The organism is Pseudoalteromonas sp. RWi3, assembly GCF_054960735.1.
Window position 1 is genome coordinate 125,203 of sequence record NZ_JBHNYL010000002.1, and the last position, 17,496, is coordinate 142,698.

General features: G+C 39.0%; 14 protein-coding genes and 1 pseudogene. 6 read left to right on the top strand and 9 right to left on the bottom strand.

From position 1 onward, the window contains the following. Positions 1 to 54: 54 nt before the first annotated feature. Positions 55 to 723 (top strand): annotated as a pseudogene (locus ACFI4Z_RS04145) (isoaspartyl peptidase/L-asparaginase family protein); the annotation flags it as partial. A gap of 72 nt (positions 724 to 795) precedes the next feature. Here ACFI4Z_RS04145 and ACFI4Z_RS04150 read toward each other — a convergent pair. Beyond that, positions 796 to 1,455 carry an NADPH-dependent FMN reductase gene (locus tag ACFI4Z_RS04150; RefSeq protein ID WP_462669455.1) on the bottom strand — a complete coding sequence of 220 codons (660 nt, stop codon included), beginning with the start codon at positions 1,453 to 1,455 and terminating at the stop codon, positions 796 to 798. 401 nt (positions 1,456 to 1,856) lie between these two features. Here ACFI4Z_RS04150 and zigA point away from each other — a divergent pair, with 401 nt between their 5' ends. Both zigA and ACFI4Z_RS04160 read left to right on the top strand, forming a co-directional pair. Next, positions 1,857 to 3,059, top strand: coding sequence for a zinc metallochaperone GTPase ZigA (gene zigA, locus ACFI4Z_RS04155; protein ID WP_462669456.1), 1,203 nt, complete (start codon positions 1,857 to 1,859; stop codon positions 3,057 to 3,059). Next, complete coding sequence (locus ACFI4Z_RS04160; RefSeq protein WP_462669457.1) at positions 3,056 to 3,724, top strand: DUF1826 domain-containing protein; 669 nt, start codon at positions 3,056 to 3,058, stop codon at positions 3,722 to 3,724. The genes zigA and ACFI4Z_RS04160 overlap by 4 nt, the downstream gene beginning before the upstream one ends. A gap of 238 nt (positions 3,725 to 3,962) precedes the next feature. On the opposite strand, the gene minE is transcribed toward ACFI4Z_RS04160, so the two are convergent. The 3 genes from minE to minC are packed head-to-tail and all read right to left on the bottom strand — an operon-like array spanning position 3,963 to position 5,747. Next, complete coding sequence (gene minE, locus ACFI4Z_RS04165) at positions 3,963 to 4,226, bottom strand: cell division topological specificity factor MinE (protein WP_087531477.1); 264 nt, start codon at positions 4,224 to 4,226, stop codon at positions 3,963 to 3,965. A 1-nt stretch (position 4,227) separates the two neighbouring features. Beyond that, complete coding sequence (gene minD, locus ACFI4Z_RS04170; protein WP_394189615.1) at positions 4,228 to 5,037, bottom strand: septum site-determining protein MinD; 810 nt, start codon at positions 5,035 to 5,037, stop codon at positions 4,228 to 4,230. A 5-nt stretch (positions 5,038 to 5,042) separates the two neighbouring features. Beyond that, on the bottom strand, positions 5,043 to 5,747 hold the full coding sequence (minC, locus tag ACFI4Z_RS04175; protein ID WP_462669458.1) for a septum site-determining protein MinC: 705 nt from the start codon (positions 5,745 to 5,747) through the stop codon (positions 5,043 to 5,045). Between the two features lie 169 nt (positions 5,748 to 5,916). Here minC and ACFI4Z_RS04180 point away from each other — a divergent pair, with 169 nt between their 5' ends. Then, positions 5,917 to 6,198 (top strand): YcgL domain-containing protein, encoded by a 282-nt coding sequence (locus tag ACFI4Z_RS04180; RefSeq protein ID WP_462669459.1) that lies wholly within the window; start codon positions 5,917 to 5,919, stop codon positions 6,196 to 6,198. Further along, positions 6,179 to 7,219, top strand: a complete 1,041-nt coding sequence (locus ACFI4Z_RS04185) for a lytic murein transglycosylase (protein ID WP_462669460.1) — start codon at positions 6,179 to 6,181, stop codon at positions 7,217 to 7,219. The genes ACFI4Z_RS04180 and ACFI4Z_RS04185 overlap by 20 nt, the downstream gene beginning before the upstream one ends. A 454-nt stretch (positions 7,220 to 7,673) precedes the next feature. Here ACFI4Z_RS04185 and ACFI4Z_RS04190 read toward each other — a convergent pair whose 3' ends face one another. From ACFI4Z_RS04190 to ACFI4Z_RS04200, 3 genes are all read right to left on the bottom strand, one after another. Further along, a complete protein-coding gene (locus ACFI4Z_RS04190; protein ID WP_462669461.1) occupies positions 7,674 to 9,143 on the bottom strand; it encodes a serine hydrolase domain-containing protein in 1,470 nt (489 codons plus the stop codon). Positions 9,144 to 9,249: 106 nt separating this feature from the next. After that, positions 9,250 to 10,116 (bottom strand): AraC family transcriptional regulator, encoded by an 867-nt coding sequence (locus ACFI4Z_RS04195; protein WP_462669462.1) that lies wholly within the window; start codon positions 10,114 to 10,116, stop codon positions 9,250 to 9,252. Between the two features lie 1,624 nt (positions 10,117 to 11,740). Beyond that, on the bottom strand, positions 11,741 to 12,286 hold the full coding sequence (locus tag ACFI4Z_RS04200) for a GbsR/MarR family transcriptional regulator (protein ID WP_462669463.1): 546 nt from the start codon (positions 12,284 to 12,286) through the stop codon (positions 11,741 to 11,743). Positions 12,287 to 12,476: 190 nt separating this feature from the next. Between ACFI4Z_RS04200 and adhP the strand changes: the two genes are divergently transcribed. Further along, positions 12,477 to 13,487, top strand: a complete 1,011-nt coding sequence (gene adhP / locus ACFI4Z_RS04205; protein ID WP_462669464.1) for an alcohol dehydrogenase AdhP — start codon at positions 12,477 to 12,479, stop codon at positions 13,485 to 13,487. Positions 13,488 to 13,544: 57 nt separating this feature from the next. On the opposite strand, the gene ACFI4Z_RS04210 is transcribed toward adhP, so the two are convergent. Then, complete coding sequence (locus tag ACFI4Z_RS04210; protein WP_462669465.1) at positions 13,545 to 15,956, bottom strand: TonB-dependent receptor; 2,412 nt, start codon at positions 15,954 to 15,956, stop codon at positions 13,545 to 13,547. Between the two features lie 207 nt (positions 15,957 to 16,163). Next, positions 16,164 to 17,426 (bottom strand): Xaa-Pro dipeptidase, encoded by a 1,263-nt coding sequence (locus ACFI4Z_RS04215; protein ID WP_462669750.1) that lies wholly within the window; start codon positions 17,424 to 17,426, stop codon positions 16,164 to 16,166. Positions 17,427 to 17,496 lie beyond the last annotated feature (70 nt).

Genomic DNA, 17,496 nt, shown 5'->3' on the forward strand with positions numbered 1-17,496 from the left:
GATATTAAGCCCCTGTGAAACGCTGAATTCTGCATCTTGAGGTGGCTTGGGTATATAATGGATGAAAATCAAAATTGTGGCTCAGTGGCCTATCTGCAAAATATAAAACACCCAATTTCAGTTGCTCGTCTAGTAATGGACAAAACACCGCATGTGATGTTGGTTGGTGAAGGCGCACTGCAATTTGCTAAAACACATGGATTTGTAGAGGAAAACTTACTCACAGCAAACGCCAAGAAAGTCTGGCAAGATTGGCTGGTGGAATCAAAATACGCACCTGTTATCAATATTGAAAATCACGACACCATAGGTATGTTAGCACTAGATAGCCACGGTAACTTATCAGGAGCGTGTACCACCAGTGGTGCAGCTTTTAAAATGGCAGGGCGAGTAGGTGATTCACCTATTATTGGGGCTGGCTTATATGTAGACAATGACATTGGTGCTGCGACAGCAACTGGAATGGGCGAATTGATGATGAAAACTGTAGGGTGTCACCTTGTGGTTGATATGATGCGCCAAGGTATGTCACCTACGGAGGCATGCAAGGCAGCTGTTGAGCGTATTGCCAGCAAGTTAGGTAATTATAAGCAATTTCAGGTGGGGTTTTTAGCATTAAATAAAGCGGGAGACTATGGCTCATATTGCATTCAACCCGGCTTTAATTATGCGGTTAAATCAAAACAAGAAGATAAGTTAATCGATGCAAATAGCTTGGTTTAGCCCAATAGAATAGTACTCAATAACCAGGCTGCAAGTGACCTATAAGCATGTATTTGGATATATATTTATAGGTTAAGGTGCATTTCGTTGAGATGGTGAGCTTTTAAAATTGCCTATCATATCATTCGGTTTTACTTCATTTTTGTATTGGTTTGTTGCTGATGCCCACCACATTAACTGGTTAAATGTGCGGCTGTAATAGTCCATCCATGCACTTTCCTCTTCGGCTATTATATTAGAACCATCCTCTTTAAACACATCTTGTGCTTTAGGAATATGAATCATTGCAGAGACCGATAAGCAACCAAGTTCAGCTAAAAACGTACGCATACCAATCGCTGCTCGCATTCCGCCCCACTGACCTGCAGAATAGGTAACAATTGCGCTCGGCTTATAGGCGAACGATGAGCTGGCAAAATGATTTAATAAGTTAGCAAGGGCAGGGCTCATAGAATGATTATATTCAGGGCTTACCATAACATATCCATTAGCTGCGGCTATTTTTTCTGCAAGGGTATTGAGTAGCTCGGGTGCTTTACCTTTGGCATAGACAAATTGCGGTTTAAATACAGGCTCTAATGGATAATCTAATGGATCAACTAATTCAAATTGATGGTCTGAATAAGTGCTTTGTAAATAACTTAGGCATGATTTTGCAACCCGTAATCCTAAGCGAGCAGGTCTTGGTGGAGTACTGTCGCGCACAGTGCCTAAAAAAATAAGAAACTTCATCCACTTTCTCCTGACTGATATTATCAGTTTATTATATATCGCCATTCATTACTTAAGGTATAAAGTCTAAGTGCTAGTGAAAAATTACCTTAAGCAAAATGCCTAAACCCAAACTTTACGGGTTAGTTAAGTATATGGTTAATTAAATAAAGTGTATTTTATTTTTGGGCTGTTATGTCATCAAGTAAGCAATTGAATAACGTCAATTCTAGCTAATTAATGGCCTATCATACTAAAATTTTGTAGCTCAACATATATTAAGTGGTTCTAAAAAAGCTAGGAAACAAAATTTTGGTGCTTAGATAAATTTTGTATTCTAAATACTCAGCTAATACGTTAGCTAGTAAATTAAGTTGATATACTATAACATCACTATACCGTATTAATTAAAGAGCTATAAAATGAATAATAAACTGCCCGTCACAGTTTTGTCTGGTTTTCTTGGGGCTGGTAAAACCACCGTATTAAGCCATATTTTAAATAACCGAGAGAGTTTAAAAGTGGCTGTCATCGTAAATGACATGAGCGACATCAACATAGATGCCGCGGTTATTAAAAACGAGGTTTCCCTTAATCATCTTAACGAAAAACTGGTAGAGATGAGTAATGGGTGTATCTGTTGTACCTTACGAGAAGATCTTCTAATAGAAGTTACAAAGCTTGCCAATCAAGGACAATTTGATTATTTAGTCATTGAATCGACGGGTATATCAGAGCCTCTACCTGTTGCTGAAACGTTTACGTTTGCCGATGATAATAATGTCTCTTTATCAGATGTAGCAAGATTAGACGCAATGGTGACAGTTGTTGATGCAGTCAACTTTTTGCATGATTATGAGCAATCACAATTACTGCATGATGTCGGGGAGTCTTTAGGCGCAGAAGATGAGCGCAGCATTACGGACTTGCTTGTCGATCAAGTTGAATTTGCAGATGTTATTTTGATCAGTAAGACTGACTTGGTAAGCGCAGAACAAGTCTCTCAGCTCACCGCAATCTTAAAAACACTCAATACACAAGCTAAGATTATTCCTATAACGGCTGGTAATGTGGCTGTAGAAGAAATTTTGAATACGGGCTTATTTGATTTTGATAAGGCTCAACAAGCACCTGGTTGGCTTAAAGAAATGCGTGGTGAGCATATCCCAGAAACGCAAGAGTACGGAATAAGCAGTTTAAATTATGTTGCACATAAACCTTTTGATCCTGATAAATTTTATCAGTTCCTACACTCTACTGAGCAATATGGCAAATTGCTTCGTTCAAAAGGTTATTTTTGGCTAGCAACACGGCCTGATTTTTGTGGTCAGTGGAATCAAGCAGGCGGCATTGCCGATCATGGTTTTGCAGGAATGTTTTATAAATCACTGCCTAAAGCTCAATGGCCGACTGATGAACAAACTTTAGCTGAAATTAATGAAAAATGGCAAGAGCCATTTGGTGATATGCGCCAAGAGTTAGTATTTATAGGACAGTCTTTAAATAAAAGTGCGATGAAAGGCGCGCTTGATGCTTGCTTATTAAACGATGATATTTTGCTTAAAGGCAAAGAGTTTTGGGCATCGTTAAATGACCCATTTCCAGTATGGGAGGAAGGTGTATGAATTCCCTTGTAACTGTTTCATTAGCTGAAGAGCTTTTAGAGCGTCGTGCGGCTATAGATACTCAACCCAGTATATTTGCTGATATTTATCAACCCGATGTAAATATTGTTATTTGGCAAAGGCAACTTGCAGACACACTTTGTGCGGCAGTCGATCAGCTTATAAATTCCAAGCAATTAAAACCAGTAGAAATAGCGGTTGCACCCGAGAATACATATGATGAGCTCACTGGTATTCTTGGTGACTCTGAAGCAGCATCAATTTTGAGCCAAGACATTGCTTTAATTGTTGATATTTTTTGTTGCTTGTTTGATTTAAAACGAGCAGGCTTGCGCTTAACAATGCTAGACAAAGCGATGTGTCCACGCTTTCACGTTGATAAAATACCCTGTAGATTAGTTTCAACCTATCAAGGCGTTGCTACTGAGTGGCTTGCACATGAGCATGTTGATCGTTCCAAATTAGGCGCTGGCAATAATGGTCTTAAGGATGAAGACTCGGGTTTATTTGATAAATCTGAACATATACAACAATTAACCCAAGGTGATGTTGCATTATTGAAAGGAGAGAATTGGCAAGATACAGAAGGTGCAGGTTTAGTTCATCGCTCTCCAGCAGTTAAAAATAATACCCAACGTGTTTTATTAACGTTGGATTTTATGTAGTAATACCAATTCGCTTAATTAAGTGATCTATTTTGAGGAATGGAAAACGTGTTGATAGCTAGGCAAAAATTGCTATTTGTTTGTTCTAAATGAGAATTTTATAACGCAGGTAGCGACACGTTTAGCCCCGCAAAATGATTAAGCAGTATTGCGGATTGGTATAAAAATGAGCTCGGATTACTAACAACAAAAGGGCGCAATGAAGCGCCCTTAAATAAATAGATAATTTTGAAAAAAGCTATTTTTTCTCTTCGTCAGGCAAAGTGACGTTAAGCTCAAGTACAGCTAAGTCATCTTCATTTTGATCGAATTGAACTTGCACTGCATCTGTATTCACATTGACATACTTGCGAATAACATCAAGGATGTCTTGTTTTAACTGTGGTAAATAATCTGGTGTACCGCGCTGTGAGCGCTCGTGCGCAACAATAATCTGCAATCGCTCTTTTGCCAATGATGCGGTGTTTTTCTTTTCTGAGCGGAAGTAGTCAAGTAAAGACACATTAACCTCCAAATATCCGTTTAAATAACCCTTTTTTCTCTACATCTAAGAAGCGAAAATCGACAGTTTCACCTAATAATCGCTCAATCGCATCCGCATATGCAAGGCCTGCGTCAGATTCCGAGTCTAAAATTACAGGTTGCCCTGAGTTTGACGCGCTCAGTACGGCTTGTGACTCAGGTATTACACCCAATAATGGAATAGAAAGAATGTCTTTTACATCTTCAACTGAAAGCATTTCGCCTTTCTCAACACGCTCTGGGTTATAGCGAGTAAGTAAGAGATGTTCTTTAATATTTTCAAGGCCTTCTTCAGCACGTTTTGATTTGCTGTGTAGAATTCCTAAAATACGGTCTGAATCTCGAACCGATGAAACTTCTGGGTTTGTTGTGACGATTGCTTCATCAGCAAAATACATTGCCATCATTGCTCCTGCCTCAATACCAGCGGGTGAATCGCAAACAATGTAGTCAAAATCTTTTTTCAGCTCGTTAAGCACACGCTCAACACCATCACGTGTTAGCGCATCTTTATCGCGAGTTTGTGAAGCGGGTAGTAAAAATAACTTCTCTACACGTTTATCTTTGATAAGTGCTTGGTTAAGATTTGCCTCACCATTGATTACATTTACAAAATCATAAACGACTCTGCGTTCACAACCCATGATTAAATCAAGATTACGCAAGCCAATATCAAAATCGATAATAACTGTTTTATAGCCTTTAAGTGCTAAGCCTGTGCCAATTGCAGCACTTGATGTAGTTTTACCTACACCACCTTTACCAGATGTAACGACAATTACTTTTGCCATAAGATTTATCCTTTAACCAAAGCTGAAATTTCTAAAGATTCGTTTTTTTGTTGTATTTGCACAGCCTGTCCCCAGTGTTCACCTTGTAATGAATCACTGATCCAGTAATTACCATCAATTGAAACAAGTTCAGCTTCTAACTTTTGGCAAAAAATGTGCGCTTCTTTTAAACCTTGCGCGCCAGCAATAGCGCGACCACGTAATGTGCCATATATATGGACATTGCCGTCAGCGATTACTTCTGCACCGTGGCTAACTGCACCAAGTACAATAAGATCTCTGTCTTTAGCGTAGACTTGTTGGCCTGAGCGAACCGTGCCATTTATTATTTGTGCTGGTAAATGTACGGCTTTTTCAACAATTGACGTGTTAGGCTCCTTTTTAACAGGTTCACTCTTAACGTCTTGTGAATAATTTAAAACAGACAGGCCTGCTGATTTAGCGAGTGTATGTTGTTCATCGGAGCCATTACATACACCAACAGCATTGAAGTTGAGCCGCTCAATTAAAGATTTAAGATGTGCAAAGTCTATTTGCTCATTCTTAACTTCAATTAAGTTAACAACAATAGGCGCACCTTCAAAAAATCGTGGGGCTTGTGATATTTTTATGTAAAGTTGTTCTGCTAAAAGGTTTATATCAGTGCTGTACAGGTGTAACACTGATAGCGTAAATAGATTTCCCTTTAACTCAAATATTTGGTCCGACATATACACTCAATTGTATTATTTGATCAGAATTTAAAACTAGACAAATACAGGCTAAAAATGGCCTAAATTATGTGGATTAAGTTGAAATTTCTAATCTATTTTTTCTAACTTATTATGACTCTCATGGTATAGTGTGCGGCACTGTTACGCAAGAATTTATAGGCTCATAATGCTCACTGCGGTATATAAAAGTAAGAAAAAAGCGGATACCTTTCTTTTTGTCGAAAAAAGAGATGATTTTGGCAAGGTACCTGAACCTCTAATGGGGATGTTTGGTAAACCTGTATACGTAATGCTAATAAATTTAGCGAAACGAGAGCACTTAGGTGTTGCAGATCTAAATACAGTTAAGCAAGCGTTAACAGATGATGGGTTTTACTTGCAGATTCCACCACCACAAGATAATTTACTTGCTGAGTTTAAAAAACAAAATGGAGTTGAGAGTGACTAAAAGAGTATTAACAAAATTGGCTGCTATTATTTGTAGTGCGTGCATTAGCACATCGGCACTGGCCAATACACAAGAAAAATTTGATGCATATGTTGCGAACCTCAAACAAGAAGCAACGCAAAAAGGCTATGACAAACAGCTTATTGACGCTGCGTTTGCAACGGCTAAGTTTAAGAAAAAAGTAATTTCTGCTGATAAAAACCAGCCAGAAGTTAAAGAAACCCTCGAAACATATTTACCTAAACGTGTACCGCAATGGAAAATAGACCGCGCCCGTAAATTGTATGCTGAAAATAAAGAAATTTTAGAACAAGTTGCAGATGAGTTCGGCGTGCAAGCTCGCTTTATTGTTGCACTTTGGGGCCTTGAAAGTAACTTCGGCAAAATTCAAGGTGGACACAATGTTATTTCATCAGTGGTAACATTGGCGTTCGATGGCCGTCGCGAAACCATGTATAAAAACCAACTTTGGGCCGCGCTGGATATTTTAAAAGCAGGGCATATCACGCTAGATAAATTCAAAGGATCGTGGGCCGGTGCAATGGGACAAACGCAATTTATGCCAACCTCTTTTAATGCTTACGCAGTTGATTATGATAAGGATGGTCGCAAAGACATTTGGACCACACAAGCTGATGCCTTTGCTTCAATCGCAAACTACTTAAAGCAAGCAGGTTGGAATGACGATTTAACCTGGGGGCGCCAAGTTAAATTACCTGATGGTTTTGATAAAAATTATGTATTAAAACGCGGCACGCGTACGCGCAAGCAATGGCTGGACTACTGGGCTGATTCAGAACGTTCATTAGCTGATTGGCAAGCACTTGGGCTGCGTAAGATGGACGGCACAGACCTTCCAAATGTAGATGTGACAGCTGCCCTCGTTATGCCAGATGACATGGGCGGGCGTATGTACCTTGCTTATGATAACTACAAATCACTTATGCATTGGAACCGTTCATACTACTTCGCTACTAGCGTTGGTTACTTATCAGATCGCATAGGTTATCCAGCGATTTAGTTAGTTGATAGATAGATGACTAGGTTCTAGGTAACAGGTACTAGGGATTTTGCACAAAGCGCGAGTATATCTCGCGCTTTTGTTTGTAAAGAATATAAGCAAGCTGGGAGCGGTAAGCTTTATGTTCTAAGTTCACAGTTAAATTTGGCTACGTAGGTTGGGTAGAGTGCAACGAAACCCAACGAACAAATACACTTTCAGTCCGCATTCTTGTCCATCATAAACAAGTGTTTTATATGCGATGTTGTGCATAAGTCCTTTGAGTCAATTATGCAAAAAAATAAATTTGAGACGCTTCGATTTAGAGAAAGCATCTAATTTATAAGTACATAGCTGTTAATTAAAACGCTATGTACTATTAGGTTAAAGGTAATGACTTTGATGTATGAAGACAATAATGCCTGCTTTACTTCATTTTGAGTCGAAAAGAGTTAATTAATCCCCAATTCGTCAATTATTCATTGCCCTTATATTTCTTTAATTTACGCATAGCCTTACTGACAAGAGTAGTATCAGGTTGCTCCAATGTTATATATGTAACTCCATGTTCATCAAAGACAAGTCCTAATTGGCTGTTGACTAGCTCATCTACTCTAAACTTATTATTTCCTGTTAATATGATACGTGAAGGTGCATTATTAGTTTCCGAGTTTAGTAAAACTAGTTCACTTCCTTGTCTTTCTATTTTTATCTTTTTAGCAAAGGGAGAAAAATGATGTGGCATCAAATTTTCGTATTCACCAAGTAAGTTATCCACGAAATTTTTTGATATTGGCTCTTTAGTTTGAGCTATCTCATTTTTCCAATTCAAAGCGGTTGTCACAGAGGCAACAATTTGTTCAATTGTTGATACCCTAGCTCTATAATCACCATTACCAAAAACAAAAATCCCGCGACCATCTTCTACTGAAGCCATTATCAGTCCGCCAGTTCCGTGGTTATACCCGCTATGAGAAAACCAATCCAGGTTGCCTATCCCTGCATTGCGCATCCATCCTAAGCTCCAGCCACCAGTCAATTCAGTGGTCTGAATAGCAATTAGATTTTGAGCAGCCTTTGTCGATATTACTTTAGTACTTTTGCCCGCCAAGGATTTTTGAATTTCGATTGTTAACAGCGCTATATCTGAAGCATTGGTCCACAAACCACAGGCCGCTTGCGGGCAAATAGGAATCCCAGTAGAAATTACTTCGTTGTTGTTATTGTGCGCTTTGGCAACATTAATTGGAAAATTAACATGTCCATGCTGATTGAAGGTACTGTGTTTCATACCCAATGGTGTAAAAAGCATTTCCTCTGCAAGCTTTGCCATGCTTTTGCCCGTTACATCTTCTAACACTAATTGGGCAATAAGAAAACCACCGCCACTGTATTTCCAGCTAGAACCCGGTTCAAAAATCACTGTTATTGCTTCATTTTTATAGTTATTGAGCGTCTCCACTGTAGAGGGAATTGTATCGCCACTATAGTTTGAACTATAACCACTATGGCTTGTTCCTGATGTATGACTCAGCAAATGACGTAAAGTAACAACATGATTAAGTGTAAAATCAGACTTTGGCAACGCCCACCTTTTAAGGTATTTACTAACAGGCGCATCTAGGTCTAACTTACCTTTTTCCGCTAGCATAACAACTAAAGTCGCTACTATAGGTTTAGAAATAGATGCGGCATTAAAAGACGTATTAATGTTAATTTTATTTTTGCTCGCCGTATCCTTTAGGCCGCCAGAAAAAGTGAAAATAACTTCATAGTTATCGACTATTGCAACGCTAATACCAGGTAATTTATTGTCTTTAAGTAGTTGTTCATAAGTTTTCGACTCTCCTGTTTTCAAGTAAACCTTCGAAAGATCAATACCAGCATATGAACGAAGTGAAAAAAATATTAACAAAAGAACTAAATTTAAATTTATAAAATTCATGTGTTACCTAATAGGGCTAAATGAGCAAAGGGTAATATAAAGACCTTAATAAACCGCTAAAACAGCGCGATTTATTGAGGTCAGATTTATAGGTTTGTTACAGACTTTAAATGATAGGTAAATATATGTCGGTTATCATTTCATTTTCTGGTACTTCTGGGAATAAACTAATCCTTTCAAAAAAAATAGGAAAGTTTCGAACCTCAAAATCAGAATTTAGAAGCCATTTTGAATACAGAAAGTTTACTGCCACCCCAATAGAGTCATCGCTACCAACATATCTAATTACTGCACATTTCCCCGCAGGAATTACTTTTGTTACGACCCCATAATCATTTGGCTCTATTGCATGCTCAATAGTACAACAAAGATCAAATCTGAAATTTTCTGGGCCTGTTACAGCAGGGTCGTCATAAACCAAATTAAAAGTTTTGCTTTTAGCTGGAGGAAGATGATTTATTTTCCTCCACTCAATGAATTTTTTTATGGTAGCTCCTAAAAGATATGGTGCACCTCGGTGTTCCATAACTGCAATTGATGTTTCAGGGAAATTAATAACCATAACTTTAAAATCAGTATTTTCACTCATAATCTTATTCCTTAGCTTAATAACAGGTTCATATCTTGAGCGCCAAGGATTCCAATCTGGGCTTTTTCTAAAATCAAACGGACTTTTATCAAAATGTTTTTTAAAAGCCCTAGAAAAAGCTTCATGACTTTCGTAACCATTTGCCAATGCAATATCAACAATTTTAGCTTCGTCCCTGTAGGCTAGTTGAAAAGCCGCCTTTTTAAGCCGAAGTAACCTCGCAAGCGATATTACAGGCATGCCAAAGTGTGCTGAAAATTGCCTATGAAAATGGTACTTTGATAAATATGCGAGCTGGCAAAGCCTTTCAACGTCAAGGTCCTCATCAAGGTGCGCATCAATATAATTGACAACGCCTGTAAATTTATCACTGTACTTGGTCATATAATTTGTTATCTCCTAAGCAACTCTATATTAGGAACTGTTTAAATAAGAATCTTGACCAAAGTTGCTGAATTTTGAGGGCATATAGGCGCAATGATTCTCACGCGGTGTTAGCATCCGCTTTTTGTCGGTTATCCTAATACAAAGCCAAAGCCGTAACTAGTTTGTAAATACCTAAAGGCAGAGGCCAACATGAATAAATATAATATACAATATGTAGATCTGGATACACATAAAATTTAAGTAAAACCGCTTAAATTGAAGAACATAGAGGCGTTCAATCTATTCGTATTACGCAATTTTTTTTCCAAAGTGGCCGTTCAAAAGTGTGTTCGTCTGTTTGAATCTAAATGCCCCAGCACAACACTACTCTTTGTTCATAAAGAACGCTGCATTGAACCACGAACATAGACTGAAGACAGGTACCACTGGTGACCGCCACGGGACGAACTAAGTAAGGTCTGCTCTGTTACTAGAAATAGTGATAATCAACGACAAAATTATCAGGAACAAGTTTGAACAGCGTAGCTGATTCACAAAAGGCAGGACGCCTGTCGTCATATCAGCAAGATAACGGACGACATTACTTGTTTCATCCTATGTATTAACTCGCTCTAATTCGAGCTGAAGTAATTATGGCTTAAAAAGTTAAGCAAGGATCAGTGCGTTTAATTTGACAGTGGGAGTCATACCAACGCCTCAATATGGGGCGTAAAAAACTTGGCTAAAATTAGCGAAGAATGATCGCCAGCCAAGCTTTAGACGTCCCTTGCATAATTGACTTGTTAGCAGTACTTTGCCATATGACTATCAAATTGCTCTGCTAGTTTTAGATACTCTTCAACCCAGCCATTTCCCATTGCAATTTCTTGTAAAGGAGCTGTAGGTAAAAACAAGTAGTAAAGTTTGCTTACGCTAACTTTGCTTGTATTTTTAATCAGAGTTAACTGATTATTTATTAGCTCTAATGTTTCTGAAACTTACATGTCTGACCATATAGAGTCTTCTGATTTATCCAGAAAAAGTAGGACTTGTTCCAAAATTTTAACCAATTCTTTTTCAGTACTTGGTTTCAATTTACGCTTAAATATCAGATTCCAAAGATAGTTCATTTCGTACTGCTAACAATTTTATAGTGCGCGAAGGGCGGATATTTCTGCTCAGACCACACTCATATTTATACTTTATATATTTTTAACAAATTAACTAAGATATTACTATCATTAAGTTTTCTAATATCTTTTAAACAAAGCTAAGTGGAACAATATACGCGCGTCGGTCATATCCTAGAATATGTGAGCAAACAATTGTTTGACCAATCAATTAATTATTAGCCAATATCAATGGCTATAATTTGTTCAAATAACTCCGCCAGCAGAATGTTAAGTAAAGTACTTATCTACGCTTTATATCTGACACAACATATCTTTTTATTCATCACTAAGAGCACAACGGAGCGTCGCGCTGCACAGAGTAATCTTTTTGATTTTATTATTTTTCGGTGAATTCTGTGGTTAAGTTTATGAGAACCTAGAACCTAGAACCTAGAACCTAGAACCTAGAACCTAGAACCTAGAACCTAGAACCTAGAACCTAATAAACACAACGCGATATAAAATCGCTGCTACGGCTTCTTCAATATCTTATCTTTAAAGTCGAGTACTTTTCCAATGCCTGAGCCGAGCTTCATCAATCTTTGGAGTTGTTCTGGGCTTAGGCGCTGTAATTCTGCTGACCACTTTGTAACGGTTTCTAACAAGTCATGAATTTCTTGCATTTGTTGCTGAGCGAAACGCTCATCATCATTGTGAGCTTGTTCTAAAATATTGTCACGGAGTAGGCTGAGTGTTGGGTCTATCTCGCGTTTTTTGCGCTCCTCAAATACGCGGTTGGCCATGTCCCAAATTGTACCCGCAGGGGCATAATACTCTTTACGATCGCCGGGAATATGCTGCACTTTAATTAAGCGCCACGATTGCAGCTCTTTAATACCCATACTGACATTACCGCGAGAAATGCTTAGGGCATCTGCAATTTCATTGGCCGTCATGGGTTCTTTAGTAATAATAAGTAAACCGCACATTTGACCAATTGTACGATTAAACCCCCAACGACTGCCCATTTCGCCACAGTGCATTACAAATGCGTAGTTTTTGTCTGATAATGTCATATTTTTTAAGTTTCAATAAACAATGAAACTAATGCTAGCACGCTTAAACTGTATAGCAAGTACTACCGTGATTGATAATATGAGCTGACTAATTTTTGTGCGACCAAAGTTTGATTTAGATTAAATCACATTCCTTTATATTGGCGTAAGATATACCCATAACGATGACAACTCTCACAAGGAATTAAATATGAAAGCTGCTATAAATACTCAATTCAAAGGACGCTTAGAAATTACTGATTTACCTATTCCAACGGTCGGTGTAAATGATGTGCTGGTAAAAATTGCAGCATGTGGCGTTTGCCATACAGACTTACATGCATGCCATGGCGATTGGCCTGTTAAACCAAAAATGCCTTTGGTTCCGGGACATGAAGGCGTTGGGGTGATTGAAAAATTAGGCAGTAATATTCAACATTTAAAAGTGGGTGATAGGGTCGGTGTGCCTTGGCTTTACAGTGCGTGTGGGCATTGTGAATTTTGTTTAGATGGCAAAGAAACGCTTTGTTTGTCACAACACAATACAGGGTATTCAATTGATGGCGGTTATGCTGAGTATTGTTTAGCCCATGGTGATTACGTGGTTAAAATTCCTGATGGTTTAGGCTTTGCAGAAGCTGCTCCCTTATTTTGCGCGGGTGTGACAACTTATAAAGCATTAAAGGTATCAGAGGCAAAACCGGGACAATGGGTTGCTATAGTTGGCGTGGGTGGCCTTGGGCACCTTGCAGTGCAATATGCAAAAGCCATGGGGTTTAACGTAATTGCAGTTGATACGGGGAGTGAAAAGCTTGCTTTAGCTGCCAAGCTCGGTGCAGATATCACTCTTGATTTTAAAGAGTGTGTGCCAAGTGAAACAATTTTTGAAAAAGTAGGGGGCGCGCATGCAGTTGTATGTACAGCGGTTTCAAAGCCAGGTTTTGAGCAAGCGTATAAAAGTGTAAGGCGCGGTGGTAAGTGTGTATTAGTAGGCTTGCCGCCAGAGGAGATGCCATTGCCAATATTTGATACAGTTTTAAATGGAGTTTCTGTCGTGGGTTCAATTGTTGGCACGCGTAAAGACTTACAAGAATGTTTAGAATTTGCAGCGCAAGGTAAGGTGCGTGCCATTATTGAAGAAAAACGCCTTGATGATATTAATGACATTTTTGACGACATGTTAAAAGGTGACATCAACGGCCGAATTGTAGTAACTATCTAATAGCAAATTAATTATAGCGCACACGATGTGCGCTATAATTAGTAACATGATATAAGCCTACAACTTATAACTCAACGTCAATTTTGCATTACGCTCTTCACCAGGCATACCGCCCAAAAACATCGCTTTTGAATAATATACTTTATTAAAAAAGTTATTTAAGTTTAGCTGTACGCTCCATTTATCAGTGTTATAACTGAGTGCGGCATCATAAACGGTATAATTGGGTACATAGCCATCAGGAATACCAAATGATGACGAGTTAGTGCTTCTGTCATCAACAAATTTCACACCGGCACTAATTTTTAATGGTTCTGTTAGTGCAAACCATTGAGCGCTATAGGTCACCCAGGTACTCGCTGTTACATAAGGCACGCCTTTTTGACGAGTATCAAATGAGCTTGAGTTAGGGTTTTTCTTATCGCGGGCATCTTGATAAACACCATTGATATTCACTTTCCACTGTTCATTTAAATACGCATTTAAATCAAGCTCCACGCCTTGGGTTTTTTCTTCTCCGTCAAAATAGCTTTGTGGTACTGATGCTGGAGAAGTAGCTTCATCATAATCAGGGTTTGCGTATTCTAAATTAGTACGTGCTGTATCAAACACGACGATAGAGGCGAGTAGTTGATCGTCAAACCCTTTTACACGTAAACCTAGATCAGTGCTGAGTGATTCAGCGTCTTCTCTGTCTGCTTCATTACCTAATATAGACCCTAAAACACTATACGCTGTACGGCCTTTTGAGTGATTTATAAACAGTGAGATATCATCGCTTGGTTTATAAGTAGCGCCTAAGTTATAGGTTAAACCATTATCGGAGGTACTGGCTTCTGGTGTTGCAGCTGCAGCGCTTGCACGATAACGAGCGTCTACACCAAAGTGTTCATATTTTTGTGTAATTTCGTTATAGGCAAAACCGATACGGGTGGTAAATGTGTCATGAATATAGGCCACATGTTGTAGACCTACGCCCCACGCTTGAACTTTCTTATTGTAGTTACTGGTTTTAAGTGGGTCGTAATCACTAAATTGACCTTCGCCCCAGTTTGGTGTGCGAATGTCAAAAATATAAGGTAACGATCCTTGGTATGTAGTATCACCGTTTTTATCTTTGAGAATATAGTCTTTATCCCAAATAGAATATTGTGTGAAGCGCACGTCACGATCTTCGTAATTAGCATTAACTAATAGCTCATTCTCTATATCACCTAGGCTAAAGTCATAGCGTAAATCAGCAAAGTACTGCCATGATTTTTCGTCCGCTTCAACTTGGCGGTATTCTTGGCGACGAGCGGCAAACGGATAGAGCATATCATCAATTACTAATGGGGCGCGTGGGTCTGCATTAATAACACCTCTGCGGTTCCAATACACATAATTGTAAGCGCCGGTTTGACGGGCAAAGCTAGATTCGTAATTACGATATTGCAGTTGTTGGTTTAAAAATAAATCATCCGTAAGGTAATAATTATGCGTTAATTTAAAACGCAGTTCTTCACCTTTATTATCCTTGGCCATTGGAGAAATTATCCCGTTGTGGCCAAATGTATAAGGCGTTAAACCATCTGAACTGGCTAATGAATCAGCGAGTTGTTGACGTTGCGCTTGGGTTAACTGTAAACCAGCCAATGTTTGGTCATTTACTAGATCATCGCCAGTTACCTGACTTGCTGTTTTGCCACCAACCGACTCTGCATTAAAAATACGGATAGGGTGGCCGATAGAGTCAACAGCAATGGCATCTTTTATATAAGCCGCTGAGAGCATGATGTCTTGTTTGTCGTCGAAAACATATTTTAGTGAGCTATATATCTCATCACGATCGTCTTTTAAATCACGATAGCCATCACTGCGTGCTGTTTTAGCGTTTACTCGGTAGGCTAGGTTATCTGTAATTGCATCTGTACTATCAACTGCAAGTGAGTAAGTGTTCCATTGACCAACCTCAGCTTGCACTGAATGCTTAGCTTCAAACTGTGGTTTTTTTTCAATAAGGTTTATAACACCACCGGCACTGCCCATACCATATAAACCCGTGGCTGGGCCTTTAAGAACTTCAACGGCCTCAACATTGGTAAGCGAGCGAGTTGGGTTAAAGGTATTGCCTAAACCTGCACCGCCGTACATACCGTCATACGTGTAATTTGCACCTAAGCCACGAATAACCAAGTTATCACCAATACCATAGTTATTACCTGCTTGGGTAACACCGCTGATATTACGCGCTAAGTCTTGAAGGTTATCAACCCCTTGTAAATTTATTAATTCTTGATCCACCACCACAATTGGGGCAGGCGTTTCCATCAGAGACATATCAGATTTTGTTGCTAAACCGGAATTTAGCACAACATGGTTTTGCTTTTGATAAACAGTGATGTGTTCTAGCTCAGACTCTTGAGCTGATAAAGCATTGAATGAAGTTACGCACGCGAGCGTAATTAAAGAAAGTTTATGTGTTGTCATACATAGTTGCCATTAAAGTTTTTCGCAATGATAATGGGTTGCATTTTCATTACAAGTAAAAATTAACTTTTATTAAAATTAAATAGGCTGTATACATTTTTATAACGGCATGTTTTATATATATTTACTTTTGATGGGCAGAGGGGATGAATAGTTTATTACGTGGGGTGAGGGTGCCCCACGTTTAAATGAAAATAGCACTTTGGCTTACTTAATGTGTTCGCCGCCTTTCATAATAAACTCAACGTGTTCTAAGTAAGTAATATCATCTAATGGGTTTCCTTTCACTGCGATTATATCGGCGGCAAAGTTTGGCTTGATCTGGCCAAGAGATTGTTCAACCTTTAATAATTTGGCACTGTTAATTGTTGCAGACTGTATCGCCTGTAACTCAGTCATGCCTAATTTTACCATTCGTGAAAACTGTTTAGCATTATCGCCATGTGGGTAAATAGCTGCATCAGTGCCAAACACCATGTTTACACCCGCCTTAACTGCTCGAGAAAAACTGTCGCGTTGTCTTTTAGACACTAAGCGCTCTTTGGCAAGGTTTTCTTCTGCAACACCGTTTTGTTCACCGTAGGTCAGGGTATACTCAGTATTATAAATATCCATTGAAAACCAGGTACCATGTTTTTTAGCAAGGGCGATGGCTTCATCATCAACGTAACTAACGTGCTCTACACTGTCTACTCCTGCTACAATAGCGGCCTTTATGCCACTGGTTCCATGTGCGTGAGCTGCAACGGTTAAACCTCGCATATGGGCTTCATCAACAATTGCATTCATTTCATCTTGACTATATTGTTGAATACCCACTTTTGTGCCTTTAGAAAAAACACCGCCTGTTGCGCAAAATTTTATAGCATTGGCACCGTATTTTATATTTTCGCGTACTTTTGCTCTAACAGCCCAAGGGCCATCAGCAACACCCGTTGCTGTATACTTTAGTTCGGGTGGTAGTCGATTATTATCACAGTGGCCACCAGTAACACCTAAAGAGGGGCCTGCTGCCCAAATTCGCGGTCCAACAATATCGCCTGCGTTTATACCGTCTCTAACGGCAATCACACTGTAACCATCTGCGCCTACATTTCTAACTGAAGTAAAACCAGCATGCAGAGTTTTTTTAGCAAAATAGGCCGCTTTAATTGCTTGACGTGGGATTGACTGACCAATTCGCTCGCTGCGCGGTACGGTAGGATCGCTAGTTAAATGCACATGCATATCCATTAAGCCAGGAAGCAGCGTTAATTCATCAAGCTGAATGTGATCATCGCCTGGTTTTAAATTTGGCTGTTTGGCATATTCAACATGGGTAATTACGCCGTCGTCAATGCTTAAAAGGGGGTGGCTTTTTAACTTACCTGTTTGTACATCTACCATCGCTTTCGCAGTTATATAAGTAGTTGCTTGTGCCATCGGACTACACAATAAAAACGCACTTAAGCTAAGTGTGATTACTTTTATATTTTTCATTATTTTAGTTTTTGTCGCTTTTTAGTACGTTTAATTTAGCAATGCGCACCTAACAAGTAAA

What these genes read in the sequence shown, in the direction of transcription:
- ACFI4Z_RS04210 (WP_462669465.1), bottom strand. Translation starts at nt 15,956, where the DNA reads ATGACAACACATAAACTTTCTTTAATTACGCTCGCGTGCGTAACTTCA.
- minD (WP_394189615.1), bottom strand. Translation starts at nt 5,037, where the DNA reads ATGGCAAAAGTAATTGTCGTTACATCTGGTAAAGGTGGTGTAGGTAAA.
- adhP (WP_462669464.1), top strand. Translation starts at nt 12,477, where the DNA reads ATGAAAGCTGCTATAAATACTCAATTCAAAGGACGCTTAGAAATTACT.
- ACFI4Z_RS04200 (WP_462669463.1), bottom strand. Translation starts at nt 12,286, where the DNA reads ATGACATTATCAGACAAAAACTACGCATTTGTAATGCACTGTGGCGAA.
- ACFI4Z_RS04180 (WP_462669459.1), top strand. Translation starts at nt 5,917, where the DNA reads ATGCTCACTGCGGTATATAAAAGTAAGAAAAAAGCGGATACCTTTCTT.
- ACFI4Z_RS04185 (WP_462669460.1), top strand. Translation starts at nt 6,179, where the DNA reads ATGGAGTTGAGAGTGACTAAAAGAGTATTAACAAAATTGGCTGCTATT.
- ACFI4Z_RS04150 (WP_462669455.1), bottom strand. Translation starts at nt 1,455, where the DNA reads ATGAAGTTTCTTATTTTTTTAGGCACTGTGCGCGACAGTACTCCACCA.
- minC (WP_462669458.1), bottom strand. Translation starts at nt 5,747, where the DNA reads ATGTCGGACCAAATATTTGAGTTAAAGGGAAATCTATTTACGCTATCA.
- ACFI4Z_RS04195 (WP_462669462.1), bottom strand. Translation starts at nt 10,116, where the DNA reads ATGACCAAGTACAGTGATAAATTTACAGGCGTTGTCAATTATATTGAT.
- ACFI4Z_RS04190 (WP_462669461.1), bottom strand. Translation starts at nt 9,143, where the DNA reads ATGAATTTTATAAATTTAAATTTAGTTCTTTTGTTAATATTTTTTTCA.
- zigA (WP_462669456.1), top strand. Translation starts at nt 1,857, where the DNA reads ATGAATAATAAACTGCCCGTCACAGTTTTGTCTGGTTTTCTTGGGGCT.
- ACFI4Z_RS04160 (WP_462669457.1), top strand. Translation starts at nt 3,056, where the DNA reads ATGAATTCCCTTGTAACTGTTTCATTAGCTGAAGAGCTTTTAGAGCGT.